Annotated in this window: 13 protein-coding genes; all 13 read left to right on the top strand. The window is 61.6% G+C overall.

The window, feature by feature from the left end:
• The first annotated feature begins 34 nt into the window (after positions 1 to 34).
• The gene (locus tag ACWA1U_RS12440; protein WP_463722492.1) at positions 35 to 1105 is read left to right on the top strand and encodes a tRNA (adenine-N1)-methyltransferase; all 1071 of its coding nucleotides are present in this window, start codon (positions 35 to 37) and stop codon (positions 1103 to 1105) included.
• A 105-nt stretch (positions 1106 to 1210) separates the two neighbouring features.
• Positions 1211 to 2980, top strand: coding sequence for a proteasome ATPase (gene arc / locus ACWA1U_RS12445; protein ID WP_463722493.1), 1770 nt, complete (start codon positions 1211 to 1213; stop codon positions 2978 to 2980).
• A gap of 83 nt (positions 2981 to 3063) precedes the next feature.
• Entirely contained in the window at positions 3064 to 4647 is a 1584-nt protein-coding gene (gene dop / locus ACWA1U_RS12450) for a depupylase/deamidase Dop (RefSeq protein WP_463722494.1), read from the top strand.
• 38 nt (positions 4648 to 4685) lie between these two features.
• A complete protein-coding gene (locus tag ACWA1U_RS12455) occupies positions 4686 to 4895 on the top strand; it encodes a ubiquitin-like protein Pup (protein WP_463722495.1) in 210 nt (69 codons plus the stop codon).
• 6 nt (positions 4896 to 4901) lie between these two features.
• Positions 4902 to 5729, top strand: a complete 828-nt coding sequence (gene prcB / locus ACWA1U_RS12460) for a proteasome subunit beta (RefSeq protein WP_463725037.1) — start codon at positions 4902 to 4904, stop codon at positions 5727 to 5729.
• Between the two features lie 2 nt (positions 5730 to 5731).
• Positions 5732 to 6460 (top strand): proteasome subunit alpha, encoded by a 729-nt coding sequence (gene prcA, locus ACWA1U_RS12465; protein ID WP_463722496.1) that lies wholly within the window; start codon positions 5732 to 5734, stop codon positions 6458 to 6460.
• Positions 6460 to 7821, top strand: a complete 1362-nt coding sequence (gene pafA / locus ACWA1U_RS12470; RefSeq protein WP_463722497.1) for a Pup--protein ligase — start codon at positions 6460 to 6462, stop codon at positions 7819 to 7821. The genes prcA and pafA overlap by 1 nt, the downstream gene beginning before the upstream one ends.
• Before the next feature lie 161 nt (positions 7822 to 7982).
• Complete coding sequence (locus tag ACWA1U_RS12475; protein WP_463722498.1) at positions 7983 to 8918, top strand: FKBP-type peptidyl-prolyl cis-trans isomerase; 936 nt, start codon at positions 7983 to 7985, stop codon at positions 8916 to 8918.
• Between the two features lie 8 nt (positions 8919 to 8926).
• On the top strand, positions 8927 to 9322 hold the full coding sequence (locus tag ACWA1U_RS12480) for an FKBP-type peptidyl-prolyl cis-trans isomerase (RefSeq protein WP_463722499.1): 396 nt from the start codon (positions 8927 to 8929) through the stop codon (positions 9320 to 9322).
• A 100-nt stretch (positions 9323 to 9422) separates the two neighbouring features.
• Positions 9423 to 11408: a helix-turn-helix transcriptional regulator gene (locus ACWA1U_RS12485; protein ID WP_463722500.1), complete on the top strand. Its 1986-nt coding sequence runs from the start codon at positions 9423 to 9425 to the stop codon at positions 11406 to 11408.
• Between the two features lie 380 nt (positions 11409 to 11788).
• Positions 11789 to 12073 carry a Sec-independent protein translocase subunit TatA gene (gene tatA, locus ACWA1U_RS12490; RefSeq protein ID WP_463722501.1) on the top strand — a complete coding sequence of 95 codons (285 nt, stop codon included), beginning with the start codon at positions 11789 to 11791 and terminating at the stop codon, positions 12071 to 12073.
• A gap of 11 nt (positions 12074 to 12084) precedes the next feature.
• Positions 12085 to 12912, top strand: coding sequence for a twin-arginine translocase subunit TatC (tatC, locus tag ACWA1U_RS12495; RefSeq protein ID WP_463722502.1), 828 nt, complete (start codon positions 12085 to 12087; stop codon positions 12910 to 12912).
• Between the two features lie 49 nt (positions 12913 to 12961).
• Entirely contained in the window at positions 12962 to 15775 is a 2814-nt protein-coding gene (locus tag ACWA1U_RS12500) for a DEAD/DEAH box helicase (RefSeq protein ID WP_463722503.1), read from the top strand.
• Positions 15776 to 15793: the final 18 nt, after the last annotated feature.

A 15793-nucleotide genomic window follows, 5' to 3' on the forward strand; every position in this document is an offset into this window, starting at 1 on the left:
GACTGCCAGATCAGAGCCTGCAGAAGGGTCCCGCATGAACACCAGCAGCCAAGACGACGAGACGCCCCAGCAACCCCATGGCGCCGCTGTCCGGCGCGGGCCACTGCGGCCTGGAGAGCGCGTCCAACTCACTGATGAGAAGGGGCGCATGAACACGATCACCCTGACTCCGGGGGGCGCCTTTCACACACACAAAGGTTTCCTCAGCCACGACCAGTTGATCGGGGTATCTGAAGGCACCATCCTCACCAACACCACGGGAGCCCAGTACCAGGCGCTTCGGCCGTTGCTCTCCGACTTCGTGCTTTCGATGCCGCGCGGCGCCGCGGTTGTATATCCCAAGGACGCGGGCCAGATCGTGACGATGGCCGACATCTATCCTGGTTCGCGGGTGGTGGAGGCAGGCGTGGGTTCCGGCGCGCTGTCGATCTCGCTGCTCAGGGCTGTCGGTGACAACGGCTACCTTCACTCGTTTGAACGGCGGGAGGAATTTGCGGACATCGCCAAGGGCAATGTCGAAACAATTTTCGGCGGACCCCACCCAGCCTGGAAGATCACGCTCGGCGACTTCCAGGAGCAGGTGCTGGAGCAGGAGCAACCCGGCAGCGTGGACCGGGTGGTCCTCGACATGCTTGCTCCGTGGGAGTGCCTGGACGCGGTGGCTACGGTGCTGGCACCTGGAGGTGTCTGGATCAGTTATGTTGCGACGGTGACCCAGCTCTCACGCACGGCTGAAGCGATCCGCGCCGATGGCAGGTTCACTGAACCCGATGCCTGGGAATCGATGGTGAGGGGCTGGCACCTGGAGGGACTGGCAGTGCGTCCGGACCACCGAATGGTCGCGCATACGGGGTTCCTGCTGACGACACGTCGCCTCGCCGACGGCGTCACCGGAATCAGCACAAAACGGCGCCCTTCAAAAACGGGGTTCAGCGAGGAAGATCTGAATGCCTGGACACCTCAGGCCGTCGGTGAACGGGCCGTCTCAGACAAACGCCTTCGCCGGGTGGCGCGGGATGCGAGCTCGACCATTCAGCGCGGGGCACTTCCCGCCGAGGAGGCACAGGCCCGGCGTGCTGCGGAGGAAGCCGGCACCGACGACTGACGTTCGGCGCCGGGCCGAAGGTGACGAAGTTATCACTTTCGCCAAGATCAGTTCTGCACTGCGCTATGGTCGAAGAGCAGGTATCAGGCAACGGTGAAGGTGGCGATGACGTTGGATAGTACCGATAACGGCTCCGGGATACCTCTTGCCTCTGTACCCCAGGGGCAACCCTCGGACGGGCAGCTCGCTGTCACCCAGCGACAAATCAACGTGCTGCGGGACAAGCTCAGGCATATCGACCGCCAGCTTGCAGCGGCCACCTCCAACAACTCAAAGCTAGTCTCTGCCCTGGAAGCTGCCCGCAACGAGATTGTCCGCCTTAAAGCTGCGCTGGAGAAGGAGGGCGCCACGCCGTTCAGCTTCGCCACGGTCATTCAGGTGAACGCCCGTGCAGCAGCCGTCCAGGGCAGCGGAGCCCAGGCAGCGCTGCAGGACAGCGCCGACATCTTTCAATCCGGCAGGAAACTGCGCGTCGCGGTAAGTCCCCTGGTGAACCTGGATCAGCTGATGCCCGGCCAGGAAGTCCTCCTGAACGAATCCTTGACGATCGTCGCGGCGCTGTCCTTCGAGCGAACCGGTGAACTCGTCACCATCAAGGAACTGCTGGGCAAGGACCGGGTCCTGGTCCTTGGCAGAGCGGACGAAGAGCGCGTCGTAAGGTTGAGCGGCCCATTGCAGCGGGAGAAGATCCGGGTGGGCGATGCGCTTTCGGTTGACAACCGCACAGGCTATGCGCTGGAGAAAATCGCGCGCAGCGAGGTCGAGAACCTGGTGCTGGAGGAAGTGCCTGACATTGCTTATGAGGACATCGGCGGTCTTGGGCCCCAGATCGAACAGATCCGCGACGCAGTTGAGCTTCCATTCCTCCACCCTGACCTCTATCGCGAGCATGGGCTGAAGGCCCCCAAGGGGATCCTGTTGTACGGACCGCCGGGCTGCGGAAAGACTCTCATCGCCAAGGCGGTGGCAAATTCCCTGGCGGCCCGTGCCATCGAGCGAACCGGATCCGAGGAAACCCGCAGTTACTTCCTGAACATCAAGGGCCCGGAACTGCTCGACAAATATGTAGGCGAAACTGAGCGGCACATCCGGTTGATCTTTGCGCGCGCCCGCGAGAAAGCATCCGACGGATCGCCCGTCGTCGTCTTCTTTGATGAGATGGATTCGCTGTTCCGCACGCGGGGGACCGGCGTTTCCTCCGACGTCGAAACCACTATCGTGCCGCAGCTGCTCAGTGAAATCGACGGCGTCGAGAAGCTTGAGAACGTGATCGTGATTGGTGCTTCGAACCGTGAAGACATGATAGACCCGGCGATTCTCCGCCCTGGCCGGCTCGATGTGAAGATCAAGATCCACCGGCCGGACGCCGAGGGAGCAGCGGAGATTTTCGCCAAGTACATCACCGGGAACCTGCCCCTGCATGAGGACGACCTGGCCGAACACGCTGGCAGCGCCGCGGCGACCATCCAGGCAATGATCCGGCGGACGGTAGAGAAAATGTATTCCACCGAGAAATCGAATGAATACCTCGAAGTCACCTATGCCAACGGTGATACCGAAATGCTCTATTTCAAGGATTTCAACTCAGGTGCCGTCATCCAGAACGTCGTTGACCGGGCCAAGAAGAATGCCATCAAGGACCTCCTGCTGGACGGGCAGAAGGGCCTGCGCATCGAGCACCTGCTGCAAGCCGTGGTTGATGAGTTCCGCGAGCACGAGGACATGCCAAACACCACCAACCCGGATGATTGGGCCCGCATCTCGGGCAAGAAGGGCGAGCGGATCACCTATATCCGCACGATCGTGCAGGGCAAGGCGGGCCAGGAGCCCGGCAAGAGCATAGAAACCACCGCGAACACGGGCCAGTATCTGTGACCGGAGCTGAGTCAGAGGCCCGCTCTTTGAATGTGTCCGATGTGTCCAATGTTTCCGATGCGCCACTGACTGTGCACCGTGTCATGGGCACCGAAACTGAGTACGGAATTATCGCCCCAGGTCTTAGTGACGCGAACGCCACTGTCCTCTCGACCCAGGTGGTCAACGCCTACGCTGCCACGCTGCGCGAAGGGCTAGGCAACCTCGCGGGTACGCGCTGGGACTACACGGATGAAGCTCCGCTCTCCGATGCAAGGGGGTGGCAACTTGGCCGGAACGCCGCTGATCCAAGCCAGCTCACCGATGAAGCGCCCGTATTGACCGCCGAGCAGATTGCCCTCGTTGACCGCGGCCTGAACGAGCCGTCCGAGGACTCGGCGGTGTTGATGAACCTGGTCCTCGGGAACGGAGCGCGGCTCTACGTGGACCACGCGCACCCCGAATACTCTTCTCCAGAGGTCACCAATCCGCTGGATGCCGTTCGCTGGGACCGTGCCGGCGACGTCGTCGTGCAGCGCGCGATGCAACGAATCGAAGCTACACCGGGGTTCTCGCCGGTGATTCTCTACAAGAACAACACCGACAGCAAGAGTGTTTCCTACGGCTCACACGAGAACTACCTGGTTCCCCGGCACGTGCCGTTCTCGAAGATTGCGGCAGTGCTGCTTCCGTTCTTCGTCTCACGCCAGGTTATCTGTGGTGCCGGAAGGGTCGGAATCGGAGCCCTTAACCAGCAAGAGGGTTTTCAACTCAGCCAGCGTGCGGACTTCTTCGAGAATGAGGTGGGCCTCGAAACAACCGTACGCCGACCAATCATCAACACCCGCGACGAGCCACATGCCGTGGCGGAAAAGTATCGGCGCCTCCACGTCATCATTGGAGACGCGAACCTCAGCGAGGTATCCAACTACCTCAAACTCGGAACCACAGCGCTGGTACTTTCCCTGATCGAACGCGGGGATGCGCCGGTGCCCGAGGTGGCCGAACCGGTCCGGGAATTGCAGGCGATCAGTCACGACCCAACCCTGAGGCATCTCGTCAGGTTGACCGACGGCCGCCAGGTCACAGGAATCGATCTCCAGGAGATCTACCTTGAAGCCGCCAACAAGGCTGCGGCTTCGGTTGGCCAGACCGACCCCCAGACGGCCGATGTTCTCAAGCGGTGGGGCACCCTGCTTGATATTCTCCGGGGTAATCCTATGGATGCTGCGCGGCAGGTCGACTGGATTGCCAAGCTGAAGGTACTCCAGGCATACAGGGACCGTGACGGCCTCGGGTGGAAAGATCCCCGCCTCGCGCTCATCGACCTTCAATATGCCGACCTGCGGCCCGGCAAAGGCGTTTATGACCGGCTGGCGAAGCGCGGCGACATGGAACTTCTCGTGACGGAAGACGACGTCATCAGGGCGGCGGGGGCACCACCCACGGACACCCGGGCGTACTTCCGGGGGAACTGCATAACGCGGTTTCCCCGGGAGGTCGTCGGAGCCAGCTGGGACTCGATCATTTTCGAACTTCCTTCACAACGGAGGCTCCAGCGGATCCAGACGCGCGAGCCGCTCCGCGGCACTGCCGCACTGACCAAGGAGCTGTTCGAAGGTTCGCGGACGGCTGAGGAATTTGTTTCCCGCCTGCAGGGCGGTCCGGAACCCAGCATGGCACCATAGAAGCAGATGAGATAAGGGCGAAGGGAAGGGCACGCATCATGGCAACACAGGATCAGCGAAACACCGGGTCACGCCCGGAGGAGCAGGACGAAGCAGCCCAGGACCCCGTGCCCGCGTCGGGCGCCAGCCAGTCGCAGGACAGCAGCCAGACTGAGGGCGTTGACGATCTCCTGGACGAGATCGACGGCGTGCTTGAGTCGAACGCCGAGGAGTTTGTGCGGGGATTCGTGCAGAAGGGCGGACAGTAGCGCATGCTGCCGGAAGATGCCGCAGCGGCCATCGGCCGGGCGGCCTCCACCTCCTTCTCCGACTATCTAGCCTCCAATAACCCAGCCGCTCTGCCATCCGCGCGCAGTGTCGGCAATGCCGGTGCGGGCAGCGCTGCCCGCACCGACATTGCGCCGCATGCCACAACCATCGTGTCGCTGACCTTCGCCGGTGGAGTGCTGATGGCTGGTGACCGCAGGGCCACCATGGGAAATATCATTGCGAGCCGCCATATCGAGAAGGTGTTTCCCGCCGATATGTTCTCTGTTTTGGGAATCGCAGGGAGCGCCGGTATTGCGCTGGACGTTACCCGGTTGTTCCAGGTTGAGCTCGAGCATTACGAGAAAATCGAAGGCACACGGATGAGCCTTGACGGCAAGGCGAACCGGCTTGCCGCGATGATCCGGGCCAACCTTCCGCTGGCGCTGCAGGGACTGGCAGTGGTCCCCCTTTTTGCAGGCTTCGACACTACGCGACGGACAGGTCGGCTCTTCTCCTACGACGTCACCGGCGGCCGTTACGAAGAGCAGGAACACCATTCGGTCGGATCCGGGTCTGCGTTCGCACGTGGGGCGCTCAAGAAGCTCTGGAAGCCGAACCTCGGCGAGGAATCCGCAGTGAAGGTCGCCGTAGAGGCGCTTTACGACGCAGCCGACGACGATTCAGCAACGGGAGGCCCCGATGTCGTCCGCCAATTGTGGCCGGTTGTCTATACCGTGAACAGTGCAGGCGCCCGGCGGATACCCGAGCGCATTATCGCCGAAGCAGCCCGCGAGATCATTGCTTCTCGCTCAGTATCCGGGCGGGAGGCGTAGCGATGACTCAACAGTTCTACGTTTCCCCTGAGCAGCTGATGAAGGACCGCGCCGACTTCGCGCGCAAGGGCATAGCCCGTGGTCGTTCCGTAGTGGTGCTGAGTTGCCGGGAGGGAATTGCGCTTGTCGCAGAGAACCCTTCGCCGTCTCTCCATAAATTGGGAGAGATCTACGACCGCATTGCGTTCGCCGCCGTCGGAAAGTACAACGAGTTCGAAAGCCTGCGCCAAGCGGGTGTACGTTACGCGGATGTGCGGGGCTACTCCTACGACCGTGAAGACGTAACCGCCAGGGGATTGGCAAGCGTCTACGCCCAAAGCCTGGGCGCCGTGTTCACCGCCGAGAGCAAACCGTTCGAAGTTGAACTGGCTGTAGCGGAGGTGGGTACCACCCCGGCACAGGATCATATCTACCGGCTTACCTTCGACGGTTCGATCGCAGATGAATTGGGTTTCATCGTGATGGGTGGCCAGGCTGAAGCCGTTGTTGAGGCGTTGTCCGGGCGGTGGAGTGCTGACCTGGGGTTCGCCGAGGCGATCGGCGCGGCGGTCGAGTCCCTGCGGTACGACGGCGGAGCTTCCGCCGAGCCGCGGCCACGCCCGGGATCCCAGTCCCTGGAAGTCGCCTTGCTCGACCGGGACCCACTGACCTCCCGCGGTACCGCCCGTGCGTTCCGGCGCGTGCCGGGCCCGGAAGTTGACGCCATACTGGGCGGGGATGCGGCGTCGTAATGGATAGGCGCATCTACGGCATCGAAACGGAGTTCGGCATTGCTTACTCCGGGCCCAATTCCCGTCCGCTCTCACCCGAGGAGGTTGCCCGCTACTTGTTCCGCAAGGTGGTGAGCTGGGGGCGGTCCTCGAACGTTTTCCTGACCAACGGTGCCCGACTGTACCTGGACGTCGGTTCCCACCCGGAGTACGCGACGGCGGAGTGCGACGACGTCGCGCAACTGATCGCGCAGGACCGCGCGGGTGAGCTCATCCTCGAGGATCTCATCGGTGAGGCGCAGCGCAAGCTGAGCCAGGAGGGTTACGACGGGCGCGTCTACCTGTTCAAGAACAACACCGATTCCGCGGGGAATTCGTACGGTTCACACGAGAACTACCTGATTCCACGAAAGCTGGAGTTCACGCGTCTCTCGGACATCCTCATTCCGTTCCTGGTGACCCGGCAGCTGCTCGTAGGGGCAGGCAAAGTTCTGAAGACCCAGTCCGGGTCCATCTATGCGTTCTCCCAGCGCGCCGACCACATCTGGGAGGGGGTCTCATCAGCGACCACGCGTTCCCGCCCGATCATCAACACCAGGGATGAGCCGCACGCGGATGCCGAGTATTACCGGCGTCTCCACGTAATCGCCGGCGATTCCAACATGTCAGAAACAACCACCTTGCTGAAGGTCGCCTCCGTGGACCTGATCCTGCGGATGATCGAAGCCGGTGTGATCATGCGGGATTTCAGGCTTGAAAACCCCATCCGGAGCATTCGCGAGATTTCTCACGACCTAACTGGCCAGCAACCCCTCAAACTGGCGAACGGGCGGCGGGTCTCCGCCCTCGACATTCAGCGGGAGTACCTCGCACGGGCCACTGCATTTGTGCAATCAAACGGAGCCCACACCCCCCACCTCGAGCGGGTCCTTGAACTATGGGAACGCGCGCTCGTGGCGATCGAGACCGGGAACCACTCCCTGATCGAACGGGAAATCGACTGGGCAATCAAGAAGAAGCTCATCGACAGGTACATGGAGAGAAACGGGCTGGACCTCGACGCCGCGAGAATTGCGCAGTTGGACCTCACCTACCATGACATTTCACGGAGCCGCGGATTGTTCTTCATGCTGCAGGCGCGCGGCGAAACCGAACGCGTTGTGGACGACGTCGAAATCAAGGCGTCGATTGACGTTCCTCCTCAAACCACCCGCGCCAAGCTGCGCGGCGAGTTCGTGCGGCGAGCGAAGGAGGCGAACCGTGATTTCACGGTGGACTGGGTACATCTGAAGCTCAATGACCGCGCTCAGCAGACCATCTTGTGCAAGGATCCATTCGCTTCAGAGGACGAGCGCGTTACCGCTCTGCTCGAGCATCTTTAGCGGGCTTTCGAGGGGGAGCACGGGCGGAACAAGGGGAATTCCCAGTAAAACGGGGAGAAACTTTTCGGCCCAACCCGTTAGGGTAGGTAAGTCCGGCGCCGCGAGTGCGGCCGGTCAGGACCGCGAACCCGCGTTCCCCAGTCCACCCGAAAGAAAAACCCGTGCGAAAAGTACTAGCAATTCTGCTGCCCGCCATGCTGTTTCTCACTGCCTGCGGTGGGGCCAGCACACCTGCGGACTTCGAGGATGGCAAGTCAGCGGGAGCGATCGAGTCCCTTGAGTCCGTCGAAGTCACAGACGCAGGACCTGAGACAGCGCCTGAAATTGAGTTTGACAGCCCCCTCGAGATCACCGAGCAGGGTGCCCGTGCCATAGTCGTCGGTGACGGCGACGTCATCGAGGTAGGGCAGAACATCAACGTTCATGTCGTCTCGCTGAACCCTGAAGACGGAACTTCGACACAGGATTCCTACGAGGCCGGATCTCCGCAGGCGTTGCCCGTTGATGACCAGCTTAAAGAAATTTACCCGCCGCTGTATGAGGTGCTTGTAGGGTCAAAGGTAGGCTCGCAGATTGCATTCGCCATCCCCGCCGATCCAGCCCAACCGCAGACCCAGAACACGCTTCTGGTCCTGCAGGTGATCAGTGCGGAGAACCCGCCGAAGAAGCTTTCCTCGGAAGAGGTTGCCGAGCTTGAGGAAGCGGGCCAGCTTCCCACTGTCACGCTGGACGGTGAAGGTGTCCCATCCATCGAATTCCCGGACAACGAGGCGCCCGCTGACCTCGTGGTGAAGGTCATCGAAGAGGGTACCGGCGAGGAAGTGACCGAAGCCGACACCATTGCCGCTAATTACACCGGTTGGAGCTGGCAGGGAGAGCAATTCGATTCGAGCTTTGACCGCGGCGAGCCAACCGAGTTCCCTCTCACTGGAGTGATCCCGGGTTGGACGCAAGGGCTCTCCGGCCTGAAAGTCGGAGCCAAGGTGCTGCTCGTGATCCCATCCGACATGGCCTACGGTGACCAGCCCTCGCAGGGCCAGCCCGCCGGCCCCCTGGCGTTCTACGTCGAAATCGTTGAAAAAGTAGCTGCAGACTAAGGAGAAACATGTCTTTCGGACAGCGTGAATACGACCGCACAAAGCCTGAGGTGGATTTCCCGGGCCAGGAGCGTCCAGAGGATCTGGTCATTAAGGACCTGATCGAGGGGAGCGGCCGGGAGGCGAAAGCGGGGGACACAGTCTCCGCACACTATGTCGGCGTGGCATTCTCAACCGGCGAGGAGTTCGATTCCTCCTGGAACCGCGGAGCACCCCTCGACTTCAAGGTGGGTATCGGCCAGGTTATCCAGGGCTGGGACCAGGGCATCCCGGGCATGAAGGTGGGCGGACGGCGCCGTCTGGAGATTCCGCCGCACCTTGCCTACGGGGACAGCGGTGCGGGGTCGGCTATCGCCCCCGGCGAATCGCTGATTTTCGTGGTGGACCTGATGGGCGTCCGGTAGGGGCTTCCGTACCACTACTGTTCAAGGGCGGGTTACAACACTCCGGTGCTGTGACCCGCCCTTCCCGCGTTCAATACGGTGAGCGGGTATTCTTGCGACCGTGTCAGCCAAAAGAACGGAACGCCTGCTCACCCTGGTGATGCTGCTCCTGTCCCGGACCCAAGGCTGGACGAAGGAGGAGCTTTTCCGCGAAGTGGAGCATTACGCGGAAGCACCGACCACGGCGGCGCGGGAGAAGCTTTTCGACCGTGACAAGGCGGCCCTCCGCGAGCAGGGAATCCCGGTTGAGTCGTTCAGCGAAGACCCACTGTTCGACAACGACAACACCGCCATGCGCTACCGCATCAACGCCCATGACTATCGCCTTCCGGGGATGAGTTTCACCCCGGCGGAATCCGTGGCCCTGAGCCTCGCTGCAGGAATGTGGGAAGAAGCGTCACTCGGCACAGCCGCAGCACGGGCGCTTCGGCGGTTGAGCGGCAGTGGAGTGGGCCAGGAAGATTTACCCAAGCTCTCCATCGAGGCCCGCCTACGCACGAACGAGCCCTTCTGGGAGGAACTGTGGCGGGCTGTCAGCGCACGCAGGACCATTCGATTCGGCTACCGTGCAGCCAACGCCGGGGAAGAGCAGGAGAGAACTGTCCAGCCCTGGGGAATCGGTAGCCGCTTCGGCCACTGGTACCTGGTGGGGTTCGATCTCGATCGAACGGCGGAAAGATGGTTCAGGCTCACCCGGATAAGCACTCCACCCGTCGTCGTCGACGGTGACTATGCCATCCCGGAGGGCTTCTCGATGACCCGGTCGCTGGCATCCCTCGACCCCGGAGTTGCCCTCCAGCGGACAGTTGTGGAAATCCGGCCAGACACCTGCCAGTTGCTGCGAACCAGGCCGGGCGCGGCGGTTGAGCAGGGACACGCTGGGTGGGACAGCATCACCTACAGCTATTCCGACGAAGCCGCGGTCGCCAGCGAAATTGCTTCCCTCGGCCCCAATGCCCGTGTGATTTCTCCCGAGTCCCTGGCCAGCGTCGTCAGGCAGCGCCTCAAGGGCGCTACCGAGGCGTTAAAGCAGGAGAGCGTTTCCGCTGTCTCATTCTCAACCGTAAGACAGACAACGCACCGTGGTCCCAGGCGAACCACTGAAGACCGGTTGCTGCGTTTGCTGGATCTTGTGCCCTATTTCATCAGCAACCCGGGCGTGGATGTCGACACTGCGGCGCGGGAGTTCAAGGTCACCCCAGCTCAACTGATAGACGACGTCGAGCTTTTGTTTGTCAGCGGACCCCGCTTCTACCCGGACGGGCTGATCGACATCCAACTGGACGGTAACCGTATCCAGGTGAGCGATCCCCAGGGACTTGGGGAACCCATCCGGTTCGGGCTTGATGAGGCAAGTGCGCTGCTCGTCGGTCTTCATGCGCTGTCCGATCTTCCGGGCCTCTCGGAAACCTCGGCGGTAGCGTCTGCGTTGTCCAAACTGCGCGAAGCGGCGGGAGAGGTCGCCCAGGTGCACAACAATTTCGCCGCGGTTCTCACCGAACAGGAGGCCGCTCCCATCCTGAGGACAATTCGCGAGGCCATCGAGCGCGAGGTTCAACTGGACCTCAGTTATGTGGTGCATTCCCGCGATGAAGTAACGGATCGGTTCGTGGAGCCAGTGAAGGTGTTTCTGCAGAATGACACCTGGTACCTCGAGGCGTGGTGCCACCGGGCCGGGGGCCGCCGCAATTTCCGCCTGGACCGAATGCGCAGGGTTCTCGTCACTGACCGTCCGCAAACCGGACAGGGCAGCGGGCGCGGAGGGGTGAACGCCTTTTATGAGCCGTCAGAATCGGATCAGGTCGTTGTCGTCATCCTCACTCCGGCCGCGGCCTGGGTTGCTGAGGCTTACTCCGCAGAACGCACTGCCGACCTCGACGACGGACGTCTCGCTGCCGAGATCAGGTTCGGCGATACCGCAGCCCTGCCGGGCATGGTGGCGGCGCTCGGAGGGGATTGTGTCATCCACAGGCCCGAGGACCTGAGGCACCGCGCCATCGACTTCGCCGCGGGCGCACTGGCCAATTATGCGTTGCCGCTGACCTAGACTGGCTCCATGGTCTGGTGGATGTGGATACTCCTGTGGGTGGCCCTGGTCGCGGTGTCATTGCTTCTGCTTGCGTATCTTGGCTGGCGCCTCTTCCGCGGCTTCACTGCCTTACTGGACGAAGCGGGACGCGCCAGTGAAGCGCTGACGCCCCGGTCACAGGACACATCGAGGGCAACCCGGCAGGAGTTTGTACCTGCTGTTTTCAAGACGCCCGCTGATGTAAAAGCAGCAAACGCACTGAGCGCACGGAATCGACGGTGGTCCCGGCTTGAACGTCGGGTACACCGCCGGGCATTACGGGGTCAGCCCCAACTTCTTCGTGATATGCCCCACCTATGACCTAGACTTAAGCCAGACTTATCGAGAGGAAACTCGTCATGCAGATCCAGGGTTGGCACATTCTGATCATCATTGCCATCGCAATTCTCCTGTTTGGTGCCCCCAAACTTCCGGGTCTTGCACGTAGCGTCGGACAGTCGTTGCGAATCTTCAAGTCCGAGGTCCGGCAGATGAAGGAAGAGAACGGACCCAATGAGGCTGACGGCTCCTCTCCTGTCGAAGGGCGAGTGGTCAATGACCGCCCGGACGACATTCACCGCGGGTCCGATACACAGCACGGTTCAACGCGTGCATCGGGGCCTGGTAACACCTCAACACCCTGACCCCACCAGGCATGCCACGAGTCAAAGCGCGCAAGTCCAACCCTGAGGGGCGGATGGCGCTCAAAGAGCACCTGAAGGAAGCCCGTAACCGGCTATTCAAGTCAGCTATTGCTCTGGTTATCGGAACCGTTATTGGATTCTTCATCTATAACCCTGTGCTGGCAGCGATGTCCAAACCGATCCGCGACATCAACACCTTGGACGGGCGTTCTGCTGCCCTGAACTTCGACGGCGTCGGATCGCCATTTGACCTGATGATCCAGATCTCGGTGTTCCTGGGGCTTGTCATTGCCAGCCCTGTCTGGCTCTACCAGTTGTGGGCCTTCATAACGCCTGGGCTCCGCCTAAAGGAACGGCGAATTGCGCTTGCGTTCATAGCGGTTGCCGTGCCGCTCTTCCTCTCCGGCATCGCTCTGGCCTGGTTGATCCTGCCCAGCGCCGTGCGGGTCCTCACGGACTTCACGCCAATCGGCTTCGCCAACTTCATCACCGTGCCGGTGTACATCACCTTCCTCCTCAGGCTCATGCTGGCCTTCGGAATTGCCTTCCTGCTCCCGGTCCTGCTTTTTGGACTCAATATGGTTGGCCTGGTCAAGGGGAAGCAGATCCTCAAGTCGTGGCGAATCACCGTATTCCTGGTGTGTCTCTTCGCGGCGATGGCCGCTCCTGGCGGCGACGCCATGAGCATGTTCTACCTTGCGGTTCCGCTGCTGGTCCTTTTCTTCGTAGCAATTGGGCTCTGTCTGCTGAATGACAAGCGCCGTGAGAAGCGGAACGCTGACCGCGAGGCTGACCTTGAGGCCAACGCAGACAAAGCTTCGAGCCTCGAAGGTATCTAAGCTGCCGGAGGTGCAGTTCGCCGCAGCTTGAAGAGTCTAGGCTGGGATCATGACCTCCCCAGCCGAGCAGTATCAGGCAGCGCGGGCGCGTAACGACTATGCGAAAACCCGGCTCTTTCACTTCGAGCAGACGCTCGGGTTTGAGTTGGACGAATTCCAGACCGAAGCGTGCACGTCACTTGAATCCGGTAAAGGTGTGCTGGTAGCCGCACCGACGGGAGCTGGCAAGACTGTCGTCGGTGAGTTCGCCATCTACATGGCGCTTGAGAATGGTCTGAAAGCCTTCTACACCACGCCGATCAAGGCGCTGTCCAATCAGAAGTACGCGGAACTGGCGGCCCTGCACGGTGCGGATCAGGTCGGGTTGTTGACCGGAGACACCAGTATCAATTCCGAGGCGAACGTCGTCGTCATGACTACGGAAGTCCTCCGGAACATGCTCTACGCAGACTCGGACACCCTCTCCGGTCTTGGATACGTGGTCATGGATGAGGTGCACTATCTAGCCGACAGATTCCGCGGAGCTGTTTGGGAAGAAGTGATTATCCACCTGCCCACCGAGGTGAAGGTCGTCTCGCTCAGCGCCACCGTGTCGAATGCGGAAGAATTCGGCGCCTGGCTGGACACAGTGCGCGGAGACACTGATGTGGTGGTTTCGGAGCACCGGCCCGTCCCGCTCTGGCAGCATGTGATGGTCGGGCAGAGCCTCCTTGACCTCTTTGCGGGCGAGGTAGCCTTCGATGAGGCTGCGTCGGTTGGCAGCACTGGGGCAGAGGAGAAGTTCTCGGTTAATCCCGAACTACTGGACCTTGCAACGACCGAGACCCGAATGAACCAACGCGCACGCTGGGGGGCTGGCGGCAAGCGGGGGAGGGGATCATCCGGACGCCAGCAGTCAACGCAGACCGCGGTCCGGCGGGCAAGCCGCCCCCAGGTCATTGCTGCGCTCGACCGTGACGGATTGCTCCCCGCGATCACCTTTATCTTCTCGCGTAACGGATGCGAAGGCGCAGTTACTCAATGCCTCGATGCCGGGCTCTGGCTGACCACCGAGTACGAGCGTGAAATCATCAGCGGCCGCGTCGAAGGTGCAGCCCAGGACATCCCTGAGGAAGACCTGGAGGTGCTCGGGTTCTGGGCTTGGCGCGAAGGGCTCCTCCGAGGATTCGCAGCCCATCATGCGGGGATGCTGCCAACCTTCAAGGAGGTCGTTGAGAAGCTCTTCGAGGAGGGCCTGGTCAAGGCCGTCTTCGCTACTGAGACCCTCGCCCTTGGAGTGAACATGCCGGCGAGGTCAGTAGTGCTGGAAAAGCTGGACAAGTTCAACGGCGAAGCTCACGTGAACATTACGGCGGGGGAGTACACGCAGCTCACTGGACGGGCGGGACGCCGGGGGATCGATGTGGAGGGCCACGCCGTCGTTCTGTGGCAGCCCGGCACTGATCCAAGCGCCGTCGCGGGTCTGGCATCACGCCGCACTTATCCGCTGAATTCGAGTTTCCGGCCCACGTACAACATGAGCATCAACCTCATCTCCCAGTTTGGACAACACCGCACAAGGGAAATTCTCGAAACTTCCTTCGCCCAGTTCCAGGCAGACCGGTCGGTTGTGGGACTCGCGCGCCAGGTTCGTACGCGCGAGGAGTCCCTCAAAGGCTACGAAGAGTCCATGACCTGCCATCTGGGTGACTTCTCCGAATACTCGGCGATCCGTCGGGAATTGTCCGACCTTGAGGCCGCAGCTTCCAAGCTCGGTGTGAGGAACAAGCGCAGCGCAGCGGCGGCGTCCCTTGAAGCACTCAAGCCGGGAGACATCATTGATGTTCCTTCCGGGAGGATCGCCGGATACGCAGTGGTTCTCTCAGCCGATGCTTCCCATGACCCACGGCCCACAGTCCTCACGCTTGAGAAGCACGTCAGGCGCCTTGGCGTTCAGGATATCGACCAACCGGTCGAGGTGCTTTCGCACGTCCGCATCCCGAAGCAGTTCGATGCCCGCAAGCCGAAAGATCGACGGGACCTCGCATCGTCACTGCGCAACGCGTTGAACGACAAACGTCCACCGTCCCCGAGCCGTCCGCATGACTTTCCAATTATGGGCTCAGCGCGGCAGGAGAAGGCGATCATTGAACTGCGCCGGCGGTTGCGGGCCCATCCCTGCCATGGCTGCAGCGACCGTGAGAACCACGCCCGGTGGGCGGAGCGGTGGTGGAAACTTCGAAGGGAAACCGATCGCCTTGCGCAGCAGATTCAGGGCCGGACCAACACCATAGCGAAAACCTTCGATCGGGTTTCCGAGGTTCTACTCCACTACGGCTACCTTCAGTCTCACGGACCGCGGGGCTTGGAGATCACAAAACCCGGCCAGAAACTGCGGCGGATCTATGGCGAGAAGGACCTCCTTATTGCGCTCTCCCTTGAGCACGGCGCGTGCGGTGATCTGGACGCAGCTGAACTTGCTGCGCTGGCCTCGGTACTCGTTTACCATGCGAAGCGTGAAGAGCGCGGCCTCCGGCCCCGCATGCCCAGCGTGTCCCTGGAAGCATCGGTCGACGTCGTCATCCGCCAGTGGTCCGCCCTCACCGACCTGGAAGAACAACACCGGTTATCCGTCACGAGTGAGCCGGACTTCGGCCTCGTATGGCCGGTGTACAAGTGGGCTCGTGGCCGGGGCCTGCAGAACGCGCTCAATGGCACGGACCTCGCTGCCGGCGACTTCGTGCGTTGGGCGAAACAGATCATCGACCTGATAGACCAGCTTGCCAAGGTCCCGGACCCGGCGCCCGGATTCCGGCGTCTGTGCCTCGACGCAATCGCCCTCATCCGCCGCGGAGTCGTCGCCTATTCCGCGGTGACCGAGTAACTGATTCCCACCGAACGA

The organism is Arthrobacter sp. TRD_SC_6, from assembly GCF_055361185.1.

Bases quoted from the DNA above. Each gene is read 5' to 3' on its own strand.
- ACWA1U_RS12440 (WP_463722492.1), top strand. From the start codon at position 35: ATGAACACCAGCAGCCAAGACGACGAGACGCCCCAGCAACCCCATGGC.
- arc (WP_463722493.1), top strand. From the start codon at position 1,211: ATGACGTTGGATAGTACCGATAACGGCTCCGGGATACCTCTTGCCTCT.
- dop (WP_463722494.1), top strand. From the start codon at position 3,064: ATGGGCACCGAAACTGAGTACGGAATTATCGCCCCAGGTCTTAGTGAC.
- ACWA1U_RS12455 (WP_463722495.1), top strand. From the start codon at position 4,686: ATGGCAACACAGGATCAGCGAAACACCGGGTCACGCCCGGAGGAGCAG.
- prcA (WP_463722496.1), top strand. From the start codon at position 5,732: ATGACTCAACAGTTCTACGTTTCCCCTGAGCAGCTGATGAAGGACCGC.
- pafA (WP_463722497.1), top strand. From the start codon at position 6,460: ATGGATAGGCGCATCTACGGCATCGAAACGGAGTTCGGCATTGCTTAC.
- ACWA1U_RS12480 (WP_463722499.1), top strand. From the start codon at position 8,927: ATGTCTTTCGGACAGCGTGAATACGACCGCACAAAGCCTGAGGTGGAT.
- tatA (WP_463722501.1), top strand. From the start codon at position 11,789: ATGCAGATCCAGGGTTGGCACATTCTGATCATCATTGCCATCGCAATT.
- tatC (WP_463722502.1), top strand. From the start codon at position 12,085: ATGCCACGAGTCAAAGCGCGCAAGTCCAACCCTGAGGGGCGGATGGCG.
- ACWA1U_RS12500 (WP_463722503.1), top strand. From the start codon at position 12,962: ATGACCTCCCCAGCCGAGCAGTATCAGGCAGCGCGGGCGCGTAACGAC.